Below are 19,889 nucleotides of genomic sequence, written 5' to 3'. Positions count from 1 at the left end.
AGAACATGAAAAAATGCAAATATACGACTGAACGCGAAAAAATAGTTGCACAAGCTATTAGCCCCGTCGCCTCAGAACTACGGTTACTGGATGCGGCGGACCTGATATCGCTGATCCGTCTAGAGTTTTTCGGTAATATTGCTGATCTCGTGTCTTCTGCTGCTGAACTTTACTTTCATCCCGGCACAGTCAATTTCGGTGCCGGAGGCGAATACAAGCTGGATTGGGGCGAAACACCTGAAGTGGTTTTGGACCTCGAAATCAAACCGCGCGACATCACCATCTATGCGCAACTGACGTTGAGCCACGACCACGCCGGACTGGAGATCAACCATATCTCCTTCAAGAACCCATCGGCCGACCCACATGAAAACACCGCCCTTCTGGCGGAATGCATGGATGAAGCCCGCTTCTTGCCCAATCTTCCGGCACCAAGTTTTATCATGTAAGGGACTATACCCAGGGTCATCGCTGATGACCCTGGGTATTCTAGTTGCAAGTGCCTCGTGTCTGTCAGGTCAAGATTAGAACAGACAGAATCTCATCCTGGCCCAACGCGCCGTCAGCGCCTTGCATCCAAACTTTTCCCGGTTTCCAAAGCTTATCTCCCTCCCAAGACCTGTCTGGGCCAGAAACTGGCTGTCAGAGGCGCCGTCTTCAGGCTTGGCTGCGCATTCAGAGTGACTCTCGTGCGCCGCTCCAGCTCTCCGTAATCCTCGGGCATGAAGATGATGTTGTAGCGCTCCGGCCCCATGAATTCCTTGGTGAATTTCAGCGATATACCGAAATGATTGGCCTCGAAGGGTTCAAGTGAGCGCATCCGGTCAAAATCACCGGCAAAATCCGGCCATCGACTGGCGTTGAGAATGAGATCGAGGGCAGCATCATACCGCTGCCAGATCTGCTGGCTGGATTTGACCTCGATGACCTTGATCCTGATCTGGGTTATCTGGCCATCCGGTGTCCCCCGCACCACCATGAAGAAGGAGGGGGCGTCGCCATCAGGCTTGGCGGCGGGCAAGCTGGTTTCAGCGATACAATTGAAAGTCCCGGGCGAGAAAGGGTTCTGGACCCAATCGGCCGCCCCCACCCCCGCCGTCTTGATCTGGGCACAAAGCGTCTTGCCGGAAACGCGAAACTTGCGCACAGGTGCCGCAATGTCGAGCAGCGGCGGTACGTCGAAAAATCGGGCGGGCACCATCACCTGCTCGGAAGGCGTCTGCCCGGAGGGCAGGCGTTTTCCCCGCAAAACGGTCGGCTCTGGCTCCTCACGGCTTTGCCAATGCACAACCTCGCCGATGCTCTCGATCAGTTGCTTCAGCCGGCGCTGATCGTCAGCCGTCAGCACGGCAACAGCGATGCTGCAACAAAACAAAAGGAAAATTACGGCAAACAGCCTCAGCCCTCGCCGCCGCATGCGGTGGGCTTCCAGGCTTCCGTCCGGCCTTTTATGGCCCGAAGGGATGACACGCTGCTGCATCCATAGGTCCGGTCTTCTTCACAATTGGCTTATGCCACAAAATTCCTTGCAAAGAACTATATGATGACGCAAACCGCCGCACGAAGATTTCTCGGAGAAAACCGATAGGCACTTTTCCCTGACAAACCCTAGAATTTGACGCTGGCCCTCACCGTGACATTGAAGGGTTCTCCAACCTGGTTGGCGTAATTGGTCGAACCGATCGATGAGGTATAATAGGTCTTGTCGAAAATATTCTTCAGATTCACCTGAAGCGTTAGTGGCCGCTCGAAATTGAATGTGTAGGCAGCGAACAGATCGACGACCGCATAACCGGGCAGAAAATAGCTATTGCTGTTGATACCTGCCCGCTTGCCCACAGCGCGGATGCCGCCACCAACCTTCAACCTGTTCCCATCGCCGCCGATGTCACCGACATCATAGGCCACGGACAGGGCGCCGGTATGGCGGGCGACATTGGGCAATTGCTTGCCTGCATAATCCGGGTCCTCCAGCACCTTGGCATCGGTATAGCCATAGCTCGCAATTACCTGCCAATGATCCGTCAACTGACCAGCCACATCAACCTCGAGGCCCTGCGAACGCACCAGCCCCGCCGTCTTGACCACGCTTTCGCCGCCGATAGTCTCGGAATAGGCGACATTTTTCTTACGCGCGGAAAACAGCGCAACATTGGCGCTCAAGCCCTCCATCACCTCGAATTTGCTACCGATCTCGTAGGATGTCCCCTCTTCCGGGTCGAGATTGCCATAATAGCTAGAGATCGACGATTGGGGCCGGAAAGTCCGGGCCGCGTTGGCGTAGAGCGAGATCTCAGGCGTCAGCTTGTAGACGATACCGCCATTGGGAATGAGCGCATCGCCATTGCTATCGGTATTGGCATTGAAGGGGCGCCCCTTGCCCGCATAGAGATCGTAATACTGGTAGCGCAGACCGCCGACCAATATCCATTGGTCGGTCAGGTGCAGGCTGTCCTGCATATAGACCGAGGCCGTCGATAATTGCTCCGTCTGGTCGCTGTCGGAGGCCGAAACCTTGGTGCATTGCGCCAGATTGCCGTAAACCGGATTGTTAATGTTGAAATTGCTGGAATTGGCGCAACGCAGCATGTCGGTGCGCAGCGTATCGCTGTAATCATAGGAAAAGCCAAACAGCAGGTCGTTCTGCAAACCGCCGATCTCGACTTCTCCGGTCAGGTCGGCCCTGACCGCATGATTGTAGCTGGTGGAATATTGCGTGGCATCGGCGCGGCGCGTCACGGCACCGGTTGCGGAATTATAGCCGGTGACGCGGGCCTGGTTGTCGGAATATTCGTTGCGGCTATAGGCGTAGTTCAGGGACAGTTTCCAATCGTCGCTCAGCTGCCGGTCAATCGACACCTTGGCCAGATCCGATTTGCCATCGGTAATGTTATATTTCTCGTCCAGCCGGGTGCGACGGCTAAGGTCCACCGCATGGCCCGTGGTCAGATCGAAGATCGTGCCACGGTCGAAAGGCACGCTGTAATCGTCGTGCATATAGGAGACGGTAACCTCGGTATCCTCGCCACTCCAACTCAAGGATGGCGCGACCATCCATTTCTTGGTCTCACCGAAATTGCGCCAGTAATCGCTCTTTTGGCCTTCCGCGATGAAACGATAGGAAAAGTCGGTGCCGGCAATCGGTCCGGTCACATCCAGGCCGGAGGTCGATCCATATTTGCCAGCGCCATAACCTGTTACACTGCTATAAACCTCGCCGGAAAACGCGTCCTCCGGCTTTTTGGTGACGACATTGACCATGCCGCCGGGATCGAGAATGCCGTAAAGCGTCGAAGCCGGGCCTTTCAGCACCTCGACCCGGTCGGTGGTGGCGTTGAAGGAAAATGGCAGCGCGGTTTTCATCCCATCGGTCAGGATCGAGCCGTCGCGATTGTCGCCGAATCCGCGGCGAATGACGGCGTCCTGCGTGCCGCCCAATGTGTTGGCCTGGGTAATGCCGCTGATATTGGCAAGCGCATCGTCCAACGATTCGGCGCCCTGGTCCTTCAAGACTTCGCCGCTCACCACATTGACCGCCTGCGGCACATCCAGCAGCGGCTTATCCGTACGGGTTGCGGTGCTGGTGGACAGGGGCTGATAACCGCGCGTCGTTTTTTTGTCCGTCACCGTAATGGTTTGAAGCACCGTCGTGCCAGCCGTATCCCCGGCCTGGCCGGAGGCATCTTCGGCCCTGGCTGGCAAAGCGACGGATGCCAGCAACAGCGCCGCTATCATCCGACCACGGCTTTTGCCGCCGTCACGCATCTGTCTGGTGCCACGCATCGTTCTCGCCGCTTGCCCCACAGCTTTACCCCCAAAATTACAGTGTCATCCGCTTGTTCTCTGGGCTTTTCCAATTGATGAATGTAGTAGTCAACTTTAAAACCCCATGGCAGCCGGGCAAAAAGGCCGCTAAAGCCGCGTATAGACGGAAAACCGATTGGAAAGCCTGCCCTTTGCGGCTGGTATTCAACGGTTTTTGTGGAGAAAAGCCCGGCTCGGACACTGAATGCGGGCGACTACTACAGGATCAGGAGCATAGCCAAGCAATGGGCAGGCAGGGTGAACGGACCGGCAAATCACGGCGCATCGACCGGTATGGCGAGCGGCTGAAAAGGCGCCGCGATCAGCTGTCACCGGGCCTGCTGACCGTCGCCGATTATATCGATGGCCATCGCCATGCGGTGTTGAGCAAATCGGCGCTGGAAATCGCCTTCGAGACCAGCACATCCGACGCAACGGTGATCCGCGCCATTCAGGCGCTGGGCTTTCGCGGCCTGCTCGACCTGAAGGAAACGCTGAAAGCCTATCTGGGCGAGACCGATTCCCCCATCGAGAAAATGGCCGCCACCACCGATGACATCAGCGGCAATAGCGATGCTGCCGTGGATTTCGTGCTGGAAAATCAGCAGACTGCGCTGGCGGCGCTGGCAAGCCCGGAAAACCGGGCCGCCCTTTCCAAGGCAGCCCTGCTGATGGCCGAGGCCCGCGCCATCGGGGTTTTCGGCATCGGCGCATCCGGCATTATCGCCAGTTACGGCGCAAGGCTGTTTTCACGCTCGGGCTTTCCCTCTTACGCTCTCAACACCACAGGAATTTCGCTGGCCGAACAATTGCTCGGGCTTGGCACCGGCCATGTGCTGGTCATGCTGCTGCATGGCCGTCCGCATCGCGAAGCCATGACGGTGATTTCCGAGGCCAAGCGGCTCGACATACCGCTGATCCTGGTGCTGGGACAGGCCGAAAGCGTGCTGCGCCAGCACGCCAGCGTCAGCCTCGTCGTTCCGCGCGCCAAAAGCGAGCATGTGGCGCTGCATGCGCCCTCGCTGGTGGTGATCGAAACCCTGGCGCTGGCGCTTTCCGCTCTCAAACCGGAACGGACGCTGGAAACGCTGAACCGGCTGGTGGAGCTGCGCAGCACCATTCGCCCCGACAAGCGTGGGTAATACGAAGATTCATTAAAAATGAATCTTCGTATTCCTTTTGAAAATATCTCAAGCCTCTGACGCATTTGAGATATTTTCACTTTCTTCAAGGTGAGGATGCGTGAGCATCTTCGAGACTTGGTGTAGTGACTTGATTACGCCGCGTGCAGGCCCGGCGCTTCCTGGCCGGTGCTCGCCACATATTCTGTATAACCACCACCATATTGATGGATGCCATCCGGCGTCAGTTCCAGAACACGGTTGGACAGGGCGGCCAGAAAATGCCGGTCATGGCTGACGAACAGCATGGTGCCTTCATAGGCCGACAATGCCTTGATCAGCATTTCCTTGGTGTCGAGATCCAGATGGTTGGTCGGCTCGTCCAGAACCAACAGATTTGGTGGGTCGAACAGCATGGCCGCCATCACCAACCGGGCCTTCTCGCCGCCCGACAGCACCCGGCAGCGCTTTTCGACATCGTCGCCGGAAAAGCCGAAGCAACCGGCCAATGCCCTGAGCGGCGCCTGCCCTGCCTTCGGAAAGCTTTCCTCCAGCCATTGCAATACAGTGCTGTCGCCATCCAGCACATCCATGGCATGCTGGGCGAAATAGCCGAGCTTGACACTGGCACCAATGCTGACCGTGCCTTGATCCGGCTCGGTCGTGCCGGCAACCAACTTGAGCAGCGTCGATTTTCCAGCCCCATTGATGCCCATGATGCACCAGCGTTCGCGCCTGCGGACCATGAAATCCAGCCCCTGATAAATCGTCCGGCTACCATAGGCCTTGTGGACATTCTTGATATTGATGACGTCGTCGCCGGAGCGTGGCGCGGGCAGGAAGTCGAACGCCACCGTCTGACGGCGGCGCGGCGGCTCGACCCGGTCGATCTTGTCGAGTTTCTTCACCCGGCTCTGCACCTGCGCCGCATGGGAGGCGCGCGCCTTGAAACGCTCGATGAACTTGATTTCCTTGGCCAGCATCGCCTGCTGACGCTCAAATTGCGCCTGCTGCTGCTTCTCATTCTGGGCGCGCTGGCCCTCGTAAAAACCATAGTCACCGGAATAGCTGGTCAGCGAACCGCCATCGATCTCGATGATCTTGGTGACGATCCGGTTCATGAACTCGCGGTCATGCGAGGTCATCAACAAGGCACCATCGTAATTCTTCAGGAAGCTTTCCAGCCAGATCAGGCTTTCAAGGTCGAGATGGTTGCTTGGTTCGTCAAGCAGCATTACATCGGGTCGCATCAACAGAATACGGGCCAGTGCCACGCGCATCTTCCAACCACCCGACAGCTTGCCGACGTCGCCGTCCATCATCTCCTGAGAAAAGCTCAACCCATCCAGCACCTCGCGCGCCCGGCCCTCCAGCGCATAGCCATCGAGTTCTTCGTAGCGGGCCTGCACCTCGCCGTAGCGCTCGATGATCGCATCCATCTCATCCATCCGGTCGGGGTCCGACATGGCGCCTTCCAGCTCGCGCAATTCTGCCGCCACCGTGCTGACCGGCCCTGCCCCATCCATGACCTCAGCGACCGCCGAACGCCCGGACATTTCACCAACATCCTGATTGAAATAGCCGATGGTAACGCCTTTTTCAGTCGAAACCTGACCTTCATCGGGCAATTCCTCACCTGTGATCATCCGAAACAGCGTGGTCTTGCCCGCGCCATTCGGTCCGACCAGGCCGATCTTCTCCCCCTTGTTCAGGGCGACGGAGGCCTCAATGAACAACAGGCGATGGCTGTTCTGCTTGGAGATATTTTCAATGCGGATCATGTCGCTTCAGCCCGGAAAAGATGATTTTGCGCGCCTTATGGCATGACTTGCGCGCCCTGTCGCCTTTTCATGCCGAAGAATGCCTTGAAATATGACTCAGTCCGAGCAGATATGGAGTGACGCTACCGCGGCAATCCCCCCGCAAAGTAACCGGATTTAAAGGAAGAATTTTCTCACAATGACTTTGGAGAAGATTCCAATGAAGACATCACGATTTAGCGACGCGCAGGTTATGGCTATCCTGAAGCAGGCTGAAGACGGCATTCCAGTTGCCAGCTTTGCCGGGAGCATGGGATGAGCGATGCCAGCGTCTACAAGTGGGGAGCGAAGTTCGAGGGCACGGATGCGTCCATGGTCAACCAAATTAAGAGTATGGAGGACGAGAACCGGCGGCTGAAAAAGATGTATGCTGAACTGAGCATGCAAAACGATCTGCTGAAGGAAGCTCTCGAAAAAAAGCGCTGAGGCCGTCTCAACGCAAGGAGATGGCCATGCAGGCGGTTGAGAAGCTTCATATCAAAGTCGCGCTCGCGTGCCGGACGTTCGGGATCAGCGAGACGTGCTACCGCTATGGATGCAAGCTCGACAGCGAGAACGAAGACATCGCCGACTGGCTGCTGCGTTTGACCGCAGCTCGCAAGGCGTAGGGTTTCGGCCTGTACTTCCCTTATCTACGTAACATCAAGGGCTTCGGCTGGAGCCATAAAAGGGTTTACCGTATCTATCGTGATCTGGAATTGAATCTGAGGCTCAAGGCCAGGAAGCGCCTGGTGCGGGAACGGCCCGAGCCACCGGCAGTGCCAGAACAACCCAACCGGACCAGGTCGATGGACTTTATGGCCGATCAGCTCGCTGACGGTCGCTCGTTCCGGACACTGAACGTGATCGACGACTTCAACCGCGAGGGGCTCGGCATTGAGGTCGATTTCTCATTACCAGCCGAGCGGGTCGTCCGGTCTCTCAACCGGATCATCGAATGGCGAGGAAAGCCGGATGCCATTCGGGTGGGCAACGGCCCGGAATACATAAGCGGCACGCTTCTGGCATGGGCGTAGAAGCGAAACATCAGCATCGCCCATTCCAGCCGGGTAAGCCGCAGCAAAATGCCTATATCGAGCGTTATAACCGCACGGTTCGGCATGAATGGCTTGGATGCTTCATGTTCGTACCATCAAGGATGGTGCAAGATCACGCCACACGCTGGATCTGGACATGCAACAATGACCGACCCAATATGGCCATCGGCGGCATGACGCCAAGGCAGAAACTAAAAATGGCAGCCCAAATTCTACTGATGAGCCCCGTTAAAAAAGGGGGGATTACCATGCGACAAGCCAGGTAGCTTGAAAGCCCCGCAAGTCGCGCTTCAGCGTGAACTCACAATCTTATAATTCCGGTGCTGGATAGTGCTCAAGAAAAAACACCTCACCAACTGGGCATGCTGGATAAATCCATTCGGCCCAATTTTCCTTAACCCACGCAGTCGAAAGCATTTTTGTGCCTGTCAAAATTGCTTCAGGTGGCGGCCTGACAAAGGTATGGCCAGCACTATATCCGGTCGCTACCATGATCCCCAGAGGTCGTTCAGATACGGAAGTCTCTACGACCATAAAATCCACGACATTCTCATATGGATACTGTCCGCGTACCCGAAAAATCGCACCACGGGCGATCGCTTCAAAATTGAGCTCTATAAGTTTCTGCATCTAAATCTTCAGATCGTGTCTGCCTTTTGTGTCCGGCTTTCCTGTTTGATTACCGTCAATGTCAAACTCTCCTAAATGTTTACCCCTTTTGTCTGCTTTTTCGAATCTACCCTTTTCAGTATCTATTGACCAATATTCTTTCTTCTTATCTTTATATACATCTCTACCATTTACTTTACTTATTTTTGCATCTTTCTGCCATCCATTTTTAGAGGCAACATCTTTTAGAGTATCCTTAATTCTAGCTACCCTTTCACCCGTACTATAACCCTGAATGCTTTTTTCAAAATCTTGAGCATTATCATAGCAGTTGCCATTATGTACCCAAAGCGCTGTTTTGCCTGCAAAAAAAGTATGGTCTTTTTCAATCTCAAGATTAAAGGCATGCAAAGGCTTAGAAGATAAATATTTATGTGCACTAATCCTTGCAGTTTTTCCGCCAGATACCACCAGAAGCTGCCCAACGGAAAGACTTCTCGCACGCACAAAACCTACGCCATCTACAAAAAACGGATGGCGACCATCGGAAAGAATTGTCTCCGTGACATCTGTTCCATTTTTCTTTTTCGTCACGGTCAAAATGGTGGTGTCTGGATCGACGTTCTCATAAGTTTTGAGAACTCTCTGAAAATTCTCCTTGCCAGACCCCTCATTGCGGGCAAGGACAAAATCGCCAACCTTAATTTCGGAAATAGGAACTAGGCCAAATTTAGTAACTACAGGAGTTTCAGGTGCTAGACTGCATGCTACACCCCACATCTCTCTAGCAACTTTGCGCTCAACGGATATTCCATCCTCAGCTCTCTTGGCAAGCTTTGCGGCCGTTGCATAATCACCTGGGCCAGGCACTGCACCGAATAACGAAAGGCCAGCACCAACCAAATCACCCCTCGCCAAACTAACGGCTGCATTAACAGCGTCGATAGGAGCTCCTACGACTGGCGCCATCCCCCCAATGTCCAACGCAGTTTGAATGTCATTCAAAGTGTCTTCAATTGAGGGAGGTTGAAAACCCGTGTTCCAAGATCCATTTCCCATGTGTCCATTCGGGTCGCTCTTGTTGACCGGGTCATTTGACGCATATGCATATCGGTTAGTGCCGACCCCTTCCTTTGTCGGATCCCAGTCATCTGGCGAAATAAAGCGACCAAACCGTGGATCCATATATCTTGCATTGAGATACATGAGGCCAGTTTCGGGATCGAAGCGCTCGCCGATATAGTTTTTCTGGGTGGTCATCGCCTTGTTGGTGGTCTCACCATAGGCGGCATAATCGGTGCTTTCGACGATCTGGCCAGCCATGTTGGTCACGAAGCGGACCGAAGACAGATGGTCACGATGCAGGAAGTAGACATTATTGCCGACAAGCTTGATGTCCATATGCGGATACCGCGTGAAGGCGTTCGCGGCCATGTCGAACTCGACATCCGCACTGTAGTATAAGGTCGTGCCGTTGCTGCCAATCTTCTTGGCGCGCGCTCCGTCGGGACCATAAGCAAAGCTGGTCGTGGAGCCGTTGGCTGTGACCGAGGCGACACGATTGGCGAGGTCGTAGTTCAGCTGGCGGCTGCCGTCATTGATCATATTGCCATTCGGATCATAGCTAAAGGCGACACCGTTGAGCGATGTCGGCGCATGCGGGCGCGAGGAACCGGCTGACGGATAGACAAAACTGCCGGCCAGACGTGAGCGGCTGATCAGATTGTCATTGTCAGCGTAGATGAAGGTTTCGCTATAGGCGGGATTGTTGGCCCGGATGGCTGTAGCGACCCGACCGAAACGGTCGTAGGTATAGGTCCAGTCATTGGCCGTGCCGTCTTCATCAATGCTCGTGATGCGACCGGCAGCGTCGCGGCTATAGGTGGCGCCAAGCAGACGATTACCAGCAGAATCCCGCGTCAGAATTCCTGTGAGCCAGCCGCGGGACCGCGCTCGAACTGGCTCGTCTTTTACAAGGCCGGACACCCACATCTAGGACGCACACCGTTCAAGGTCTTCATCGATAGGTAGAGAAACGGTCCTGTATCGTCACCGGAAAAGTGGAAAGGAGCAACGCTGAAAATAGCACCAAAACAGACCTTGACGCCCCAGAACCAAGCTGCCTGAACTTGCCTCAAAATACTACCCTTTCAGGGAAATATCGACTCTTTAAAATTTTGAAATTATCCTCTAAAATTACGGTATTAAATTTACCCAATAATCAAATGCTTTTTTTATTAAGAGCACATCTGATTTATTTCTCTGCATTCGCAAAGCCAGCACCTCACCTACAGCGGTACTATTCAATTTTACATTTTTAACAAACCCAGAAAGAACAACTAGACCGTGCTCAGGATGTTCATTTTTCTTTTTTATCTGCGTCCACTGCAAAATATTTGATCTTCTTCGAAGTGTTTCAGCCAAATATAAACCAATATCAAACGCCAAAGATCGAGATTCATAGGTTAATTCATATTCGTTGAAATTTCCCGGAAATTTCATATTTTTCTTTATTTCGTCAATTTTCCTTTCATCAATCCTTTTTATTTCAATTTTCTCAGCTGCCCATGAAGCCAAGGTGATCAAAGACTCTGGCTCGAAATCAGCTCTCCACTCCAAAATATCTGCTTTACATGCATCCTCTAATACTTTTATTCGGATTGAGATGGAGCGCAAAAACCATTCTTTAAATTCTGATAGTTTATAGTTATCCATTTTCGTTTGGAGAATATCAAAAGGAGGAATGACAACCGGATATACCATTTTGTAACTACCTTAATGCCGTTCTATATCAATCCCGGCTGCCCGAAGGGCATCCTGAAGAGGCTGTGAAAACCCACCGCGCCCTGTGGTCGGACTGTCAAAAGAATGCCACCTATAACTATCTAAGCCGCTTTGCAATAGATGTGCATCTTTGTCGATCTGTACTCTGTTGCTCTTTGTGAGGCTCTGGTAACCGACTTTGGATTCATTAGCATCTAAACCATTAAGTTGGTCGATAAATCTAGCGCCAAATGGCGTGTTCTTATAAACTTGAGATTGTCCTCCCAAGCTTTTGAGAGCTTGTTCACCTACTTTCCCAGTTTCACCAATTTTTGGCTTAGCAAAGTTGCTTGGTGCACCTCTTATGGAGCCGCCACTTCCCATACCTATTCCAAAAATAGGATCAACTAAAGGATTCTTTATATGGCGGTCATCTGGAGTTCTTATAGTCAATCCATACGGGAAGTGGTTATTAACGTGTTCATCTTCGTCATTGATCCCGTCCGAGTCATGGTCTTCATAACCAAACGGCCCTCCAGCCATTTGCTGCGACATTGGTCCATTCGGATGCTCTAAGTGTCCTGCCCTGTCAATATCGGGACCATCGTGGTCATCATCAGGTGAGCTAAAGTCTTTTTCTTGCGGTGAAAATTTTGTTTCAGTTCCACTATAGGAGTGTCCATTCGGGTCGCTCTTGTTGACCGGGTCATTTGATGCATAAGCATATCGGTTCGTGCCGACACCTGCTTTCGTGGGATCCCAGTCATCCGGCGAGATAAAGCGACCGAACCTTGGATCCATATATCGAGCGTTGAGATACAGGAGGCCTGTTTCGGGGTCGAAGCGCTCGCCGATATAGTTTTTCTGGGTGGTCATCGCCTTGTTGGTGGTCTCGCCATAGGCGGCATAATCGGTGCTTTCGACGATCTGGCCGGCCATGTTGGTGACGAAGCGGACCGACGACAGGTGATCGCGGTGCAGAAAGTATTTGGTACCGCCGACGACCCTGATATCCATATGCGGATAGCGGGTGGCCACACCATTTGCCGAATTGAACTCTACGCTGGCATCTGGATAGAGCGTGGTGCCCTGGGCTCCAGTCTTCTTGAACCGTGTTCCATCAGGACCGTATTCAAAAGACGTGGTGGAGCCGTTTGCCGAGACAGCATACACGCGGTTAGCCAGATCATAATCGAGCTGCCTAGCCCCGTCCTTGGTCAGGTTGCCATTCGGATCATAGCTAAAGGCGACACCGTTGAGCGATGTCGGTGCATGCGGGCGCGAGGAACCCGCCGATGGATAGGCGAAGCTGCCGGCCAGACGTGAGCGGCTGATCAGATTGTCATTGTCAGCGTAGGTGAAGGTTTCGCTATAGTCGGGATTGTTGGCCCGGATGGCTGTAGCGACCCGACCGAAACGGTCGTAGGTATAGGTCCAGTCATTGGCCGTGCCGTCTTCATCAATGCTCGTGATGCGACCGGCAGCGTCGCGGCTATAGGTGGCGCCAAGCAGACGATTACCAGCAGAATCCCGCGTCAGAATTCCTGTGAGCCAGCCACGCTCAGGCGAATAGCTGAAGGTTGTCGTTACGCCATTGGCATAGCTGATAGACGCTGTCTGCCCATCCGGCATATAGGTCGTGCTATTGATGTAGCCGGGGATCGTTAGCAACTGACCCTTGCGGTCGTAGGTCCAGTGACTGTTGGCGTCACCTACACTTAAAGGTGTCGGACCGTTGTAAAACCTATAGACCGGTTTCTGACCCTGATCGTACCAGTTCCACTCATCGGATTCGACACCGGTGATATTGGAATATTTCTGAGCAGACAGGCCACTCGCCGCATAATTGAAGACCTGAGTCGCCGTCGGATTGGTCGATGTGGTCAACTGGCCTCGATTGTAATAGCCATTACGCTGTTCGTCATAGGTATTCTGTGCAAGTACGACACCTGGATCGCCAGCGATATTCCGATTATAAGCCATTTTTCGGATAACGCGGCCAAGACTATCGTAAGCTATCGTTATAAACGCTCCGCGGGCATCAAGCTGCGCGTTGAGACGGTTCGCATTATCATAGCTGTAGTTCCAGAACCCTAGGTCGGGATCGCTGGCAGAAAGGCGATTACCCAGCAAGTCGTAGGCATAGCTCCAAGTCGCACCATTATTGTCCTGAACCTGGATCATTCTATGGGCATCATCGAAGGTTGCGGCATGGATCCAGCGCGCAACGATACCTCCGTCCGTGGCGGGGGCCGAACGCTGAACAATGCCGACCGTATCGCCCGCCGTTGACGTGAACGTCTGGGTCTGGATGCCGATCTCATCGGTGACGTAAGTTCCGAAGATCGTGACATTCGAGGATCTGTCGATTGAGCCGACAAGTGCATAGTCGTAGATTTTTGCTGTTCCATCTGGATTTGTCGCCCTGAGTGGGCGTCCATTCCAGTCGTAGGTGGTCGTGGTTGAGTAGGCTGTCGCGCCTTCTGCGAAGGGTCGGGTGACGCGGGAAATGTTGCCGCGGGCGTCGTAATCCGTGTCGACGATTGTTGACGGGTTGATGGAGTCGCCGAACGTATAGGTTCTGCGGATACGGCCCAGGCCATCAAAATAGGAATCGACCTGCGAATCGCTGGCACCATTCGGCATGCTGGTCAAGTTAGCGATGTGCTGCGACGATGTTCCCCAGTTGTAGTAGGCCGTGCGTTCATAGGCGCCAGTGACCGCGTTAATTGACTGGGTCTGCCGGCAGAAGGCGTCATAGGCGTAGCCGGTCCCGACACCGTTAAAGTCATAGGTATTGGCAGGAGCCGAGCAAATTCCATTATAGTTCGCGGTCTTCAACAGGCCATTCTGATAACCTGTGCCGGTCAGGAACTGGTGATAGATGTCGTCGTAACTGTAAGTAATTTTGTCGCCGGCCCCATTGGTTTCGGAGACCTTGTTGCCATAGCTGTCATAGGTGAAGGTGTTTGTCTGGTAGTTATTTAGATCGACGTAATCACGGCGTGTGGTTAGATCGCCTTTGGTCGGCGAGGCCCCAAAATCCAGACCGTCATACGCGTAAGTCTGATAGCTGAGAAGCGTACCACTGGTTGTTGCGCCCTTGTAGCTCGCTTTGCCGCTGAGAGTCGAGACGATATAGCTTCCAGGGTTGTAGGCTCTGTGAGAAACTGTTGTTGTTTCGTCACCGTTGACGGCTGGCCTGCCGAAGTTGGTTTCCTGAGCGACATTCCCATAGGTGTCGTAGGCCCATTCGGTTCTGAGGCGCAGTGCCGCTGCCTTTTCTGTATATTGCGTCTCTGTCGCTTGTTTCAGTGCGGTGTAGGGTATGGAGGCGTTGTTGGCTGTGTAGTTATTGGAAACCACTTTACCGGCATTGGCATCATCACCAGTATAGGCGACGGTTGCAGGCAATCCGACGGTTGCCATATCCTGGAGGTATGTCGTCTTGACGGTGTTGCGTGTGGATTGACCGTTGGCGAGCGGGAGGGTCTTTGTGACCTCGCCAAAGCCCATGAACTTGCGCTTGGCGGGCAGATAAAGGCCCTTGGCATAGGAATAGTCGGTGGTGGCCACCGTGCCATGAGCATCGTCGAGTGAAATCGAGCTGACGGTCTGGAGCGCGAATGGAAGATAGGTGTTCTGCCATTTGGTCGAAGGCGTATAGCGCACCGAGACCTTCGCCCCCTCTGGCGTCGTCATCCCCGTCATCAGATTGGGGAAGTCACCCGTCGATCGACCGTAACTGACATAATGAGGCTTTCCTTTAAAGGCCTTAGTGCAATCTGGACCGTGATAGGTATAGCTACCATCTCGTTGATTATATGTACGACCTCCGCAGGCTATATCCGGCGCGCTTAACAGATCAGAAAGACCATCTCCATCGAAATCGCCGATGGTCGCAAAACTACTGTTCAATTTAAGACTATCGAATGCAATATAAGATTTATTGGCCTTATTCCGTATCCGCATGAGCAACCAGTTTCTCGCGCCATAAGCATCATAATCTTCAGTGCTTTTAACCCCAACTCCAACCTCTGATTTCTGATCGCCGTCAACATCTGACGCGAAAATGCTGATGGCACTGTAATATGTATTGTCTGCGCTTGCTGGCGTATAAGTTTTGCCATAGCTCCCAGTCCATGCCTGATATGTCTTGCCATTGAAGAGGTACCCGGAAACGGAAACGCTATAAGACGGATTTCTGTAATTATTGTCACTTGTGTTGCCAGCGTCGTAGACAACCGAATATTGAACCAGGTCGTCCAGGCCATCGCCGTTGAGGTCGATGAACAGGCAGTTTCTGACGCAAGGGGAACTGAGCAGCTTGCGCTTGACCCAAACACCGTTTTCAAATGAGTCGGCTCGTAAAGAGGTGTCACCTGTGTACATTCTCTGGATGCGTCCATCGCCGAAAAGTTCAGCCATGCCGACCGTCTGATCCGTCACTTTCACAAGCTTGTCCGTACCGCTCCCATCGTAGTCAACCGGCGTCTTGTACTCAGCGCCCAGGCCGCACAGCGCTTTTGTTGCACTGTTGGTAATCATTGCATCGCCGGAGGTGGCGCTGCAGGTATTTACCTCAACGCTAAAGCCTGTGCTGTTCCTGGTCAGGACGACTTCATCGCGAATTTTTGAATTGTCCCCCCTAAGCAACATTTGCTTGCCGGTTTCCCCGGTCCGAAACCGTCCAACGTGGAATTTAGGTGCAACCTTCGTGCATTTAACCGCTGACATGTCAGCAATGGCAAAGCTCGTCGAGCCGGCCTGGCTGAATACCATTCCACAATCGCTTGTCAGGATTTCGGAGACACCGTCATCGTCGACATCGACTGGAATGTAATTTGGAGTAAGATCTGTCCACATCGGCCTGCCCATGATCGCGCTTGTTGACACGGTCTGGCTGAAGTCGGTTCCGTTTGCATAAGAGAATGTTGTTGCGGGCAGAGAGGTGCCGCCGGTAATGGCATTGACATTGCTGAGCGTCAGGTCGGAGCCGTACTTCTGTACTGAAACGAGACGTGAGGCATCGTTCTCCGGCGCCTGATCGTAATTGAGAGCGTAGCCGCTGATGGTGCTGCTACCAGTCTTGACGACGATGGTCTTCAGGCGACGCGTCGTCTGCGACAACGAGTTGCCGTTTGCCATGATCAGCGGATCGGGCCGCGCCTCGTAGAAGAAGTTGACTGTCCGGTTGTTGTAGCTGATCACCGACGGATAGCAGACAGGAAGCGTATCGCAGGTGTAGCTGTAACTGGCCGTGTTGCCATGGGTATCGGTAACGCTTTTGACCAGCCAGCGGTAATTGGTCGCCTCGACAGCTGTGCTGGTCGAACCCACCAACGATGCGGTGGAGGCCAGTACCGTCTTGGTGCCGTCGCGTGCCGTGATCTCCCAAGTGTTGGAGGAGGATACGTAAAGGATCCGCAGATAGTTCTCGGTCTCGCCAACCCAGTTGCCGCCAACCTGGCAGGAGACACCGGCATTGTTGGTCGAGGTGCAGCTGGCCAGCGGCTCACCGTTGAGCATGTAGACGTCGTTGGCATCATAGGCAGGGATACCGCGTGCAGGTCTTGCACGCTCGATAACGGCCACGCCTTCCAGACCCCAGCCATAGCCAAGCCAGCCTTGATAAAGGCCACTAACCTTGGTGCGGCGGGAGCTATCGTACTTGAAGGACAGTTTAGGCTCTACACCAAAACTCTTGGGCACATCGATCGGATATTCCTGGACGAAGGCACCGGAACTGGAGACATCGCTAGCCTTGGGGGCGACAGCAACCTGCTGTGGATCTCCAAGCGCTGTATCGGCATATGCAACTTTACTTATAAATAAAAAAAGGCATGCAGAAGCCACGGCCAAAGCAACGGTCCGTCCGATCATCATGTAAGCGTCCCCACGCTAAAATAGAAATATATAAAATCTCAAATATCACTGCTATCCCCAGCAATGACAGTCGGACCGTATTCAGGATTTTGGAGATGTAAAGAGGGAAGGAAAAATATTATTTACAAAACGACATATAGTTATAAACTATAACAATTTTTACCGGGAAATTCCAAAATTAAACTGTGGACCAAATACACGGCAGCAAGGATTCAGACTCCTTATTCCACAATCATAACGATAGGGTTGCAGGGGCATAGGGTGGGATCATGCGGTGGATATCAAAAGCGTTGTTTTCAGCCTATCGGCTGTTTTGTTGTTTGGCTGCGCGTCTGAAAACAGCAACGACCGCTGGGACTCGTTGATGGAAGGTGTGGGCACGGATGGGCGTCAACACACGGTCATCGCCTCAAAATCTGCTCCTATCCGGCCTTCTAACGGTGGACAATCCGTTTCAGGCTTCGCCGTTCCCGGAACGGGTCAGTTTACCACAGCACAGCAGCCTGGTGTCGTGGAAGAGACCACATCAGGTGGCGGACAAAGCTACACAATCAACCTGGTGAATGCGCCCGTTGCTCAGGCCTCAAAACGGGTTCTGGGCGACATCATGGGCTATACCTATGTTATCGACCCAAATGTGTCGGGAAACGTAACCGTTCAAACCAGTGAACCCGTCGATAAAAAAAGCCTTCTGAACATCTTTGAAGTGGCTTTGTCGATGAACAACGCTGCTCTTGTTCAAAAAAATGGTCAGTATGCCATCGTTCCCTCCAGTAGCGCCCTCTCCAACACCTCCGTTATGTCTGGCTCTGCATCGACCAAGGGGCCCGGAACCAAAATGGAAGTCATTCAGCTGAAATACATTTCGGCGGATGATATGAAGGACATCATCGAAAAAACCGGACGCCCGAATGCGGTCCTGAGAACGGATCCAGAAAGAAATTACATCATTGTCGCCGGTGACGGCAGTGAGCTCTCTGCTCTTCGCGACACGATTGGGGTATTTGACGTCGATTGGATGAAGGGAATGTCGACGGCGATCTATCCTTTAAAGACATCAAAGCCTCAGGACGTAGCCAAGGAACTCACCTCTGTGTTCGGGGCGGGGGACGGGCCAAATGGAAAGGTGATAAGATTTATCCCGAATTCCAGATTGAATGCTGTCCTGGTTATTACCTCAAGACCGGCTTACCTCAGCAAAATTCAGGCATGGATCGCCAAACTCGACGCTGTTGCTCAAAACAATGACGAGCAACTTTTCGTCTACCAAATCCAAAACCGGTCCGCCTCTGAATTAGCGGAGGTCCTGCAGAACGTCATAAACCAGAAAGGCAAGGGAGCGGAATCAAAAAGCAATGTAGCGCCGAATCTTGCAGCCACGGCTGACACTGCAACATCTTTGGCGACGACAAACGGCGACATGCTGGCTGAGGTCGCTGGCATGAGCACCGAAAGCGTCCCGAAAATCGTCGCCGACAACCAGAACAACTCTTTGCTGATTTCAACGACCCCACGCCAATATAAGCGGATAGAGCAAATTCTCCGTCAGGTCGATGTGATGCCCGTTCAGGTTTTCCTTGAGGCCATCATTGCCGAGGTCACTCTGAATGATCAACTTCAATTTGGGATACGGTGGTATCTCGATCACGGTGCAAACGGCGTTGGTTTTTCCGATCTTGCTTCAGGCGCGGCATCCGCAGCCTATCCTGGCTTTGCCTGGACACATATTTCCGGAGATGTACAGACAGCCTTGAATGCGCTGTCCACGGTGACGAAAGTCAAAGTGATATCTTCTCCGAGCCTCATGGTGATTAACAACCAGGCAGCGACACTCCAGGTCGGCGATCAGGTGCCGACCATCACGCAGTCGAGCACCAGCACGACGTCTGCCAACTCCGCTATCGTCAATTCGGTCGAGTTAAAAGATACGGGTATCATTCTCGCCGTCACGCCGCGTATCAACACGTCGGGGCGCGTGACGCTCGATATCAAACAGGAAGCAAGCAACGTCACGCAAACAACGACGTCAGGCATCGACAGCCCGACGATCCAGCAGCGTAAGATTTCCACCCGCGTTGTCGTGAGTGACGGTGAAAGCATTGCCCTCGGTGGACTTATTCAGGAGCGGAAAAGCATTGCCGATAAGAAGGTTCCGGTGTTCGGGGACATTCCTGTATTAGGTTCGGCATTCAAGTCCAAAACCGACACGATTTCCCGCACAGAACTCGTCATCTTTATAAGACCGAGGATCGTACAGGATGTCCAACAGGCCCGAGACATCACCGCTGAATTCCGTGGTCAATTCGAACGGGGGCAATCGCAGACCAATGGTCAGCGAATGCGTCAGGACATCAAACGGATCGCACAATGACGGCCTTTGATTGGATGAACGTGTTGTTCGTGGGGCAATTGCTCGTCATCAGCGCGGTTGACATAAAGACGCTGCGCATCCCCCAGGTGTTTAGCCTTTGCCTCGGGGTGACTGGTGCTACGATTTCTTTTTTGCAAGGATTTAGGACATACACCGATGTTGGATTGTCGGTCTTTGTCTTCGGCGGACTGTTTTTGATCATCCGACTTGTTCACAGCAGATTGACGGCGCGTGTTGGCCTAGGGATGGGGGACGTTAAACTTGCAGCTGCAATCGGTTGCTGGATTAAATTGGACGCGCTCGCAATGTTCCTGGCGATTGCCAGTTGTTCGGGACTTTTCGTGGTCTTGGCAGCAAAGGTCAGACGGCCAGCCTTGAATCTGCGGACGTTCCGGCTTCCTTTTGGTCCCTTCCTCTGTGCTTCCGCAGCCAGTGTATGGTTTACGCAATAGATGGCTATCGACTAGCCTTTTCACCA

Annotated in this window: 11 protein-coding genes and 1 pseudogene; 5 read left to right on the top strand and 7 right to left on the bottom strand. The window is 53.2% G+C overall.

The window, feature by feature from the left end; all coding sequences use genetic code 11:
- The first annotated feature begins 5 nt into the window (after nucleotides 1-5).
- Nucleotides 6-449, top strand: a complete 444-nt coding sequence (locus tag G6L01_RS01140; RefSeq protein ID WP_070163535.1) for a hypothetical protein — start codon at nucleotides 6-8, stop codon at nucleotides 447-449.
- 152 nt (nucleotides 450-601) lie between these two features.
- On the opposite strand, the gene G6L01_RS01135 is transcribed toward G6L01_RS01140, so the two are convergent.
- Nucleotides 602-1,480, bottom strand: coding sequence for a DUF6030 family protein (locus G6L01_RS01135; RefSeq protein ID WP_070163534.1), 879 nt, complete (start codon nucleotides 1,478-1,480; stop codon nucleotides 602-604).
- A 128-nt stretch (nucleotides 1,481-1,608) separates the two neighbouring features.
- Nucleotides 1,609-3,783: a TonB-dependent siderophore receptor gene (locus G6L01_RS01130; protein ID WP_139190336.1), complete on the bottom strand. Its 2,175-nt coding sequence runs from the start codon at nucleotides 3,781-3,783 to the stop codon at nucleotides 1,609-1,611.
- A 266-nt stretch (nucleotides 3,784-4,049) separates the two neighbouring features.
- Here G6L01_RS01130 and G6L01_RS01125 point away from each other — a divergent pair, with 266 nt between their 5' ends.
- On the top strand, nucleotides 4,050-4,946 hold the full coding sequence (locus G6L01_RS01125) for a MurR/RpiR family transcriptional regulator (RefSeq protein ID WP_070163533.1): 897 nt from the start codon (nucleotides 4,050-4,052) through the stop codon (nucleotides 4,944-4,946).
- Nucleotides 4,947-5,080: 134 nt separating this feature from the next.
- Here G6L01_RS01125 and G6L01_RS01120 read toward each other — a convergent pair whose 3' ends face one another.
- On the bottom strand, nucleotides 5,081-6,706 hold the full coding sequence (locus tag G6L01_RS01120; protein WP_070163532.1) for an ABC-F family ATP-binding cassette domain-containing protein: 1,626 nt from the start codon (nucleotides 6,704-6,706) through the stop codon (nucleotides 5,081-5,083).
- 199 nt (nucleotides 6,707-6,905) lie between these two features.
- On the opposite strand from G6L01_RS01120, the pseudogene G6L01_RS28085 reads away from it, so the two are divergent.
- A pseudogene (locus G6L01_RS28085) lies at nucleotides 6,906-7,988 on the top strand (IS3 family transposase); the annotation flags it as partial.
- Between the two features lie 103 nt (nucleotides 7,989-8,091).
- On the opposite strand, the gene imm45 reads toward G6L01_RS28085, so the two are convergent.
- From imm45 to G6L01_RS01080, 4 genes are all read right to left on the bottom strand, one after another.
- Nucleotides 8,092-8,412: an Imm45 family immunity protein gene (imm45, locus tag G6L01_RS01095; RefSeq protein ID WP_070163531.1), complete on the bottom strand. Its 321-nt coding sequence runs from the start codon at nucleotides 8,410-8,412 to the stop codon at nucleotides 8,092-8,094.
- Nucleotides 8,413-10,383: a polymorphic toxin-type HINT domain-containing protein gene (locus G6L01_RS01090; protein ID WP_070163530.1), complete on the bottom strand. Its 1,971-nt coding sequence runs from the start codon at nucleotides 10,381-10,383 to the stop codon at nucleotides 8,413-8,415.
- A 204-nt stretch (nucleotides 10,384-10,587) separates the two neighbouring features.
- On the bottom strand, nucleotides 10,588-11,154 hold the full coding sequence (locus G6L01_RS01085; protein ID WP_139190335.1) for a hypothetical protein: 567 nt from the start codon (nucleotides 11,152-11,154) through the stop codon (nucleotides 10,588-10,590).
- Between the two features lie 12 nt (nucleotides 11,155-11,166).
- Complete coding sequence (locus G6L01_RS01080; protein ID WP_156621596.1) at nucleotides 11,167-17,040, bottom strand: RHS repeat-associated core domain-containing protein; 5,874 nt, start codon at nucleotides 17,038-17,040, stop codon at nucleotides 11,167-11,169.
- A gap of 274 nt (nucleotides 17,041-17,314) precedes the next feature.
- Between G6L01_RS01080 and gspD the strand changes: the two genes are divergently transcribed.
- Together gspD and G6L01_RS01070 are read left to right on the top strand one after the other, a co-directional pair.
- Nucleotides 17,315-19,411 (top strand): type II secretion system secretin GspD, encoded by a 2,097-nt coding sequence (gspD, locus tag G6L01_RS01075; protein ID WP_337692696.1) that lies wholly within the window; start codon nucleotides 17,315-17,317, stop codon nucleotides 19,409-19,411.
- A complete protein-coding gene (locus G6L01_RS01070) occupies nucleotides 19,408-19,863 on the top strand; it encodes a prepilin peptidase (protein ID WP_070164076.1) in 456 nt (151 codons plus the stop codon). The genes gspD and G6L01_RS01070 overlap by 4 nt, the downstream gene beginning before the upstream one ends.
- Nucleotides 19,864-19,889: the final 26 nt, after the last annotated feature.

This window comes from Agrobacterium vitis (assembly GCF_013337045.2).
GTDB lineage: Bacteria > Pseudomonadota > Alphaproteobacteria > Rhizobiales > Rhizobiaceae > Allorhizobium > Allorhizobium vitis_B.
Note: the sequence above shows the minus strand (reverse complement) of the source record. Positions and strands in the feature narration are given on the sequence as shown.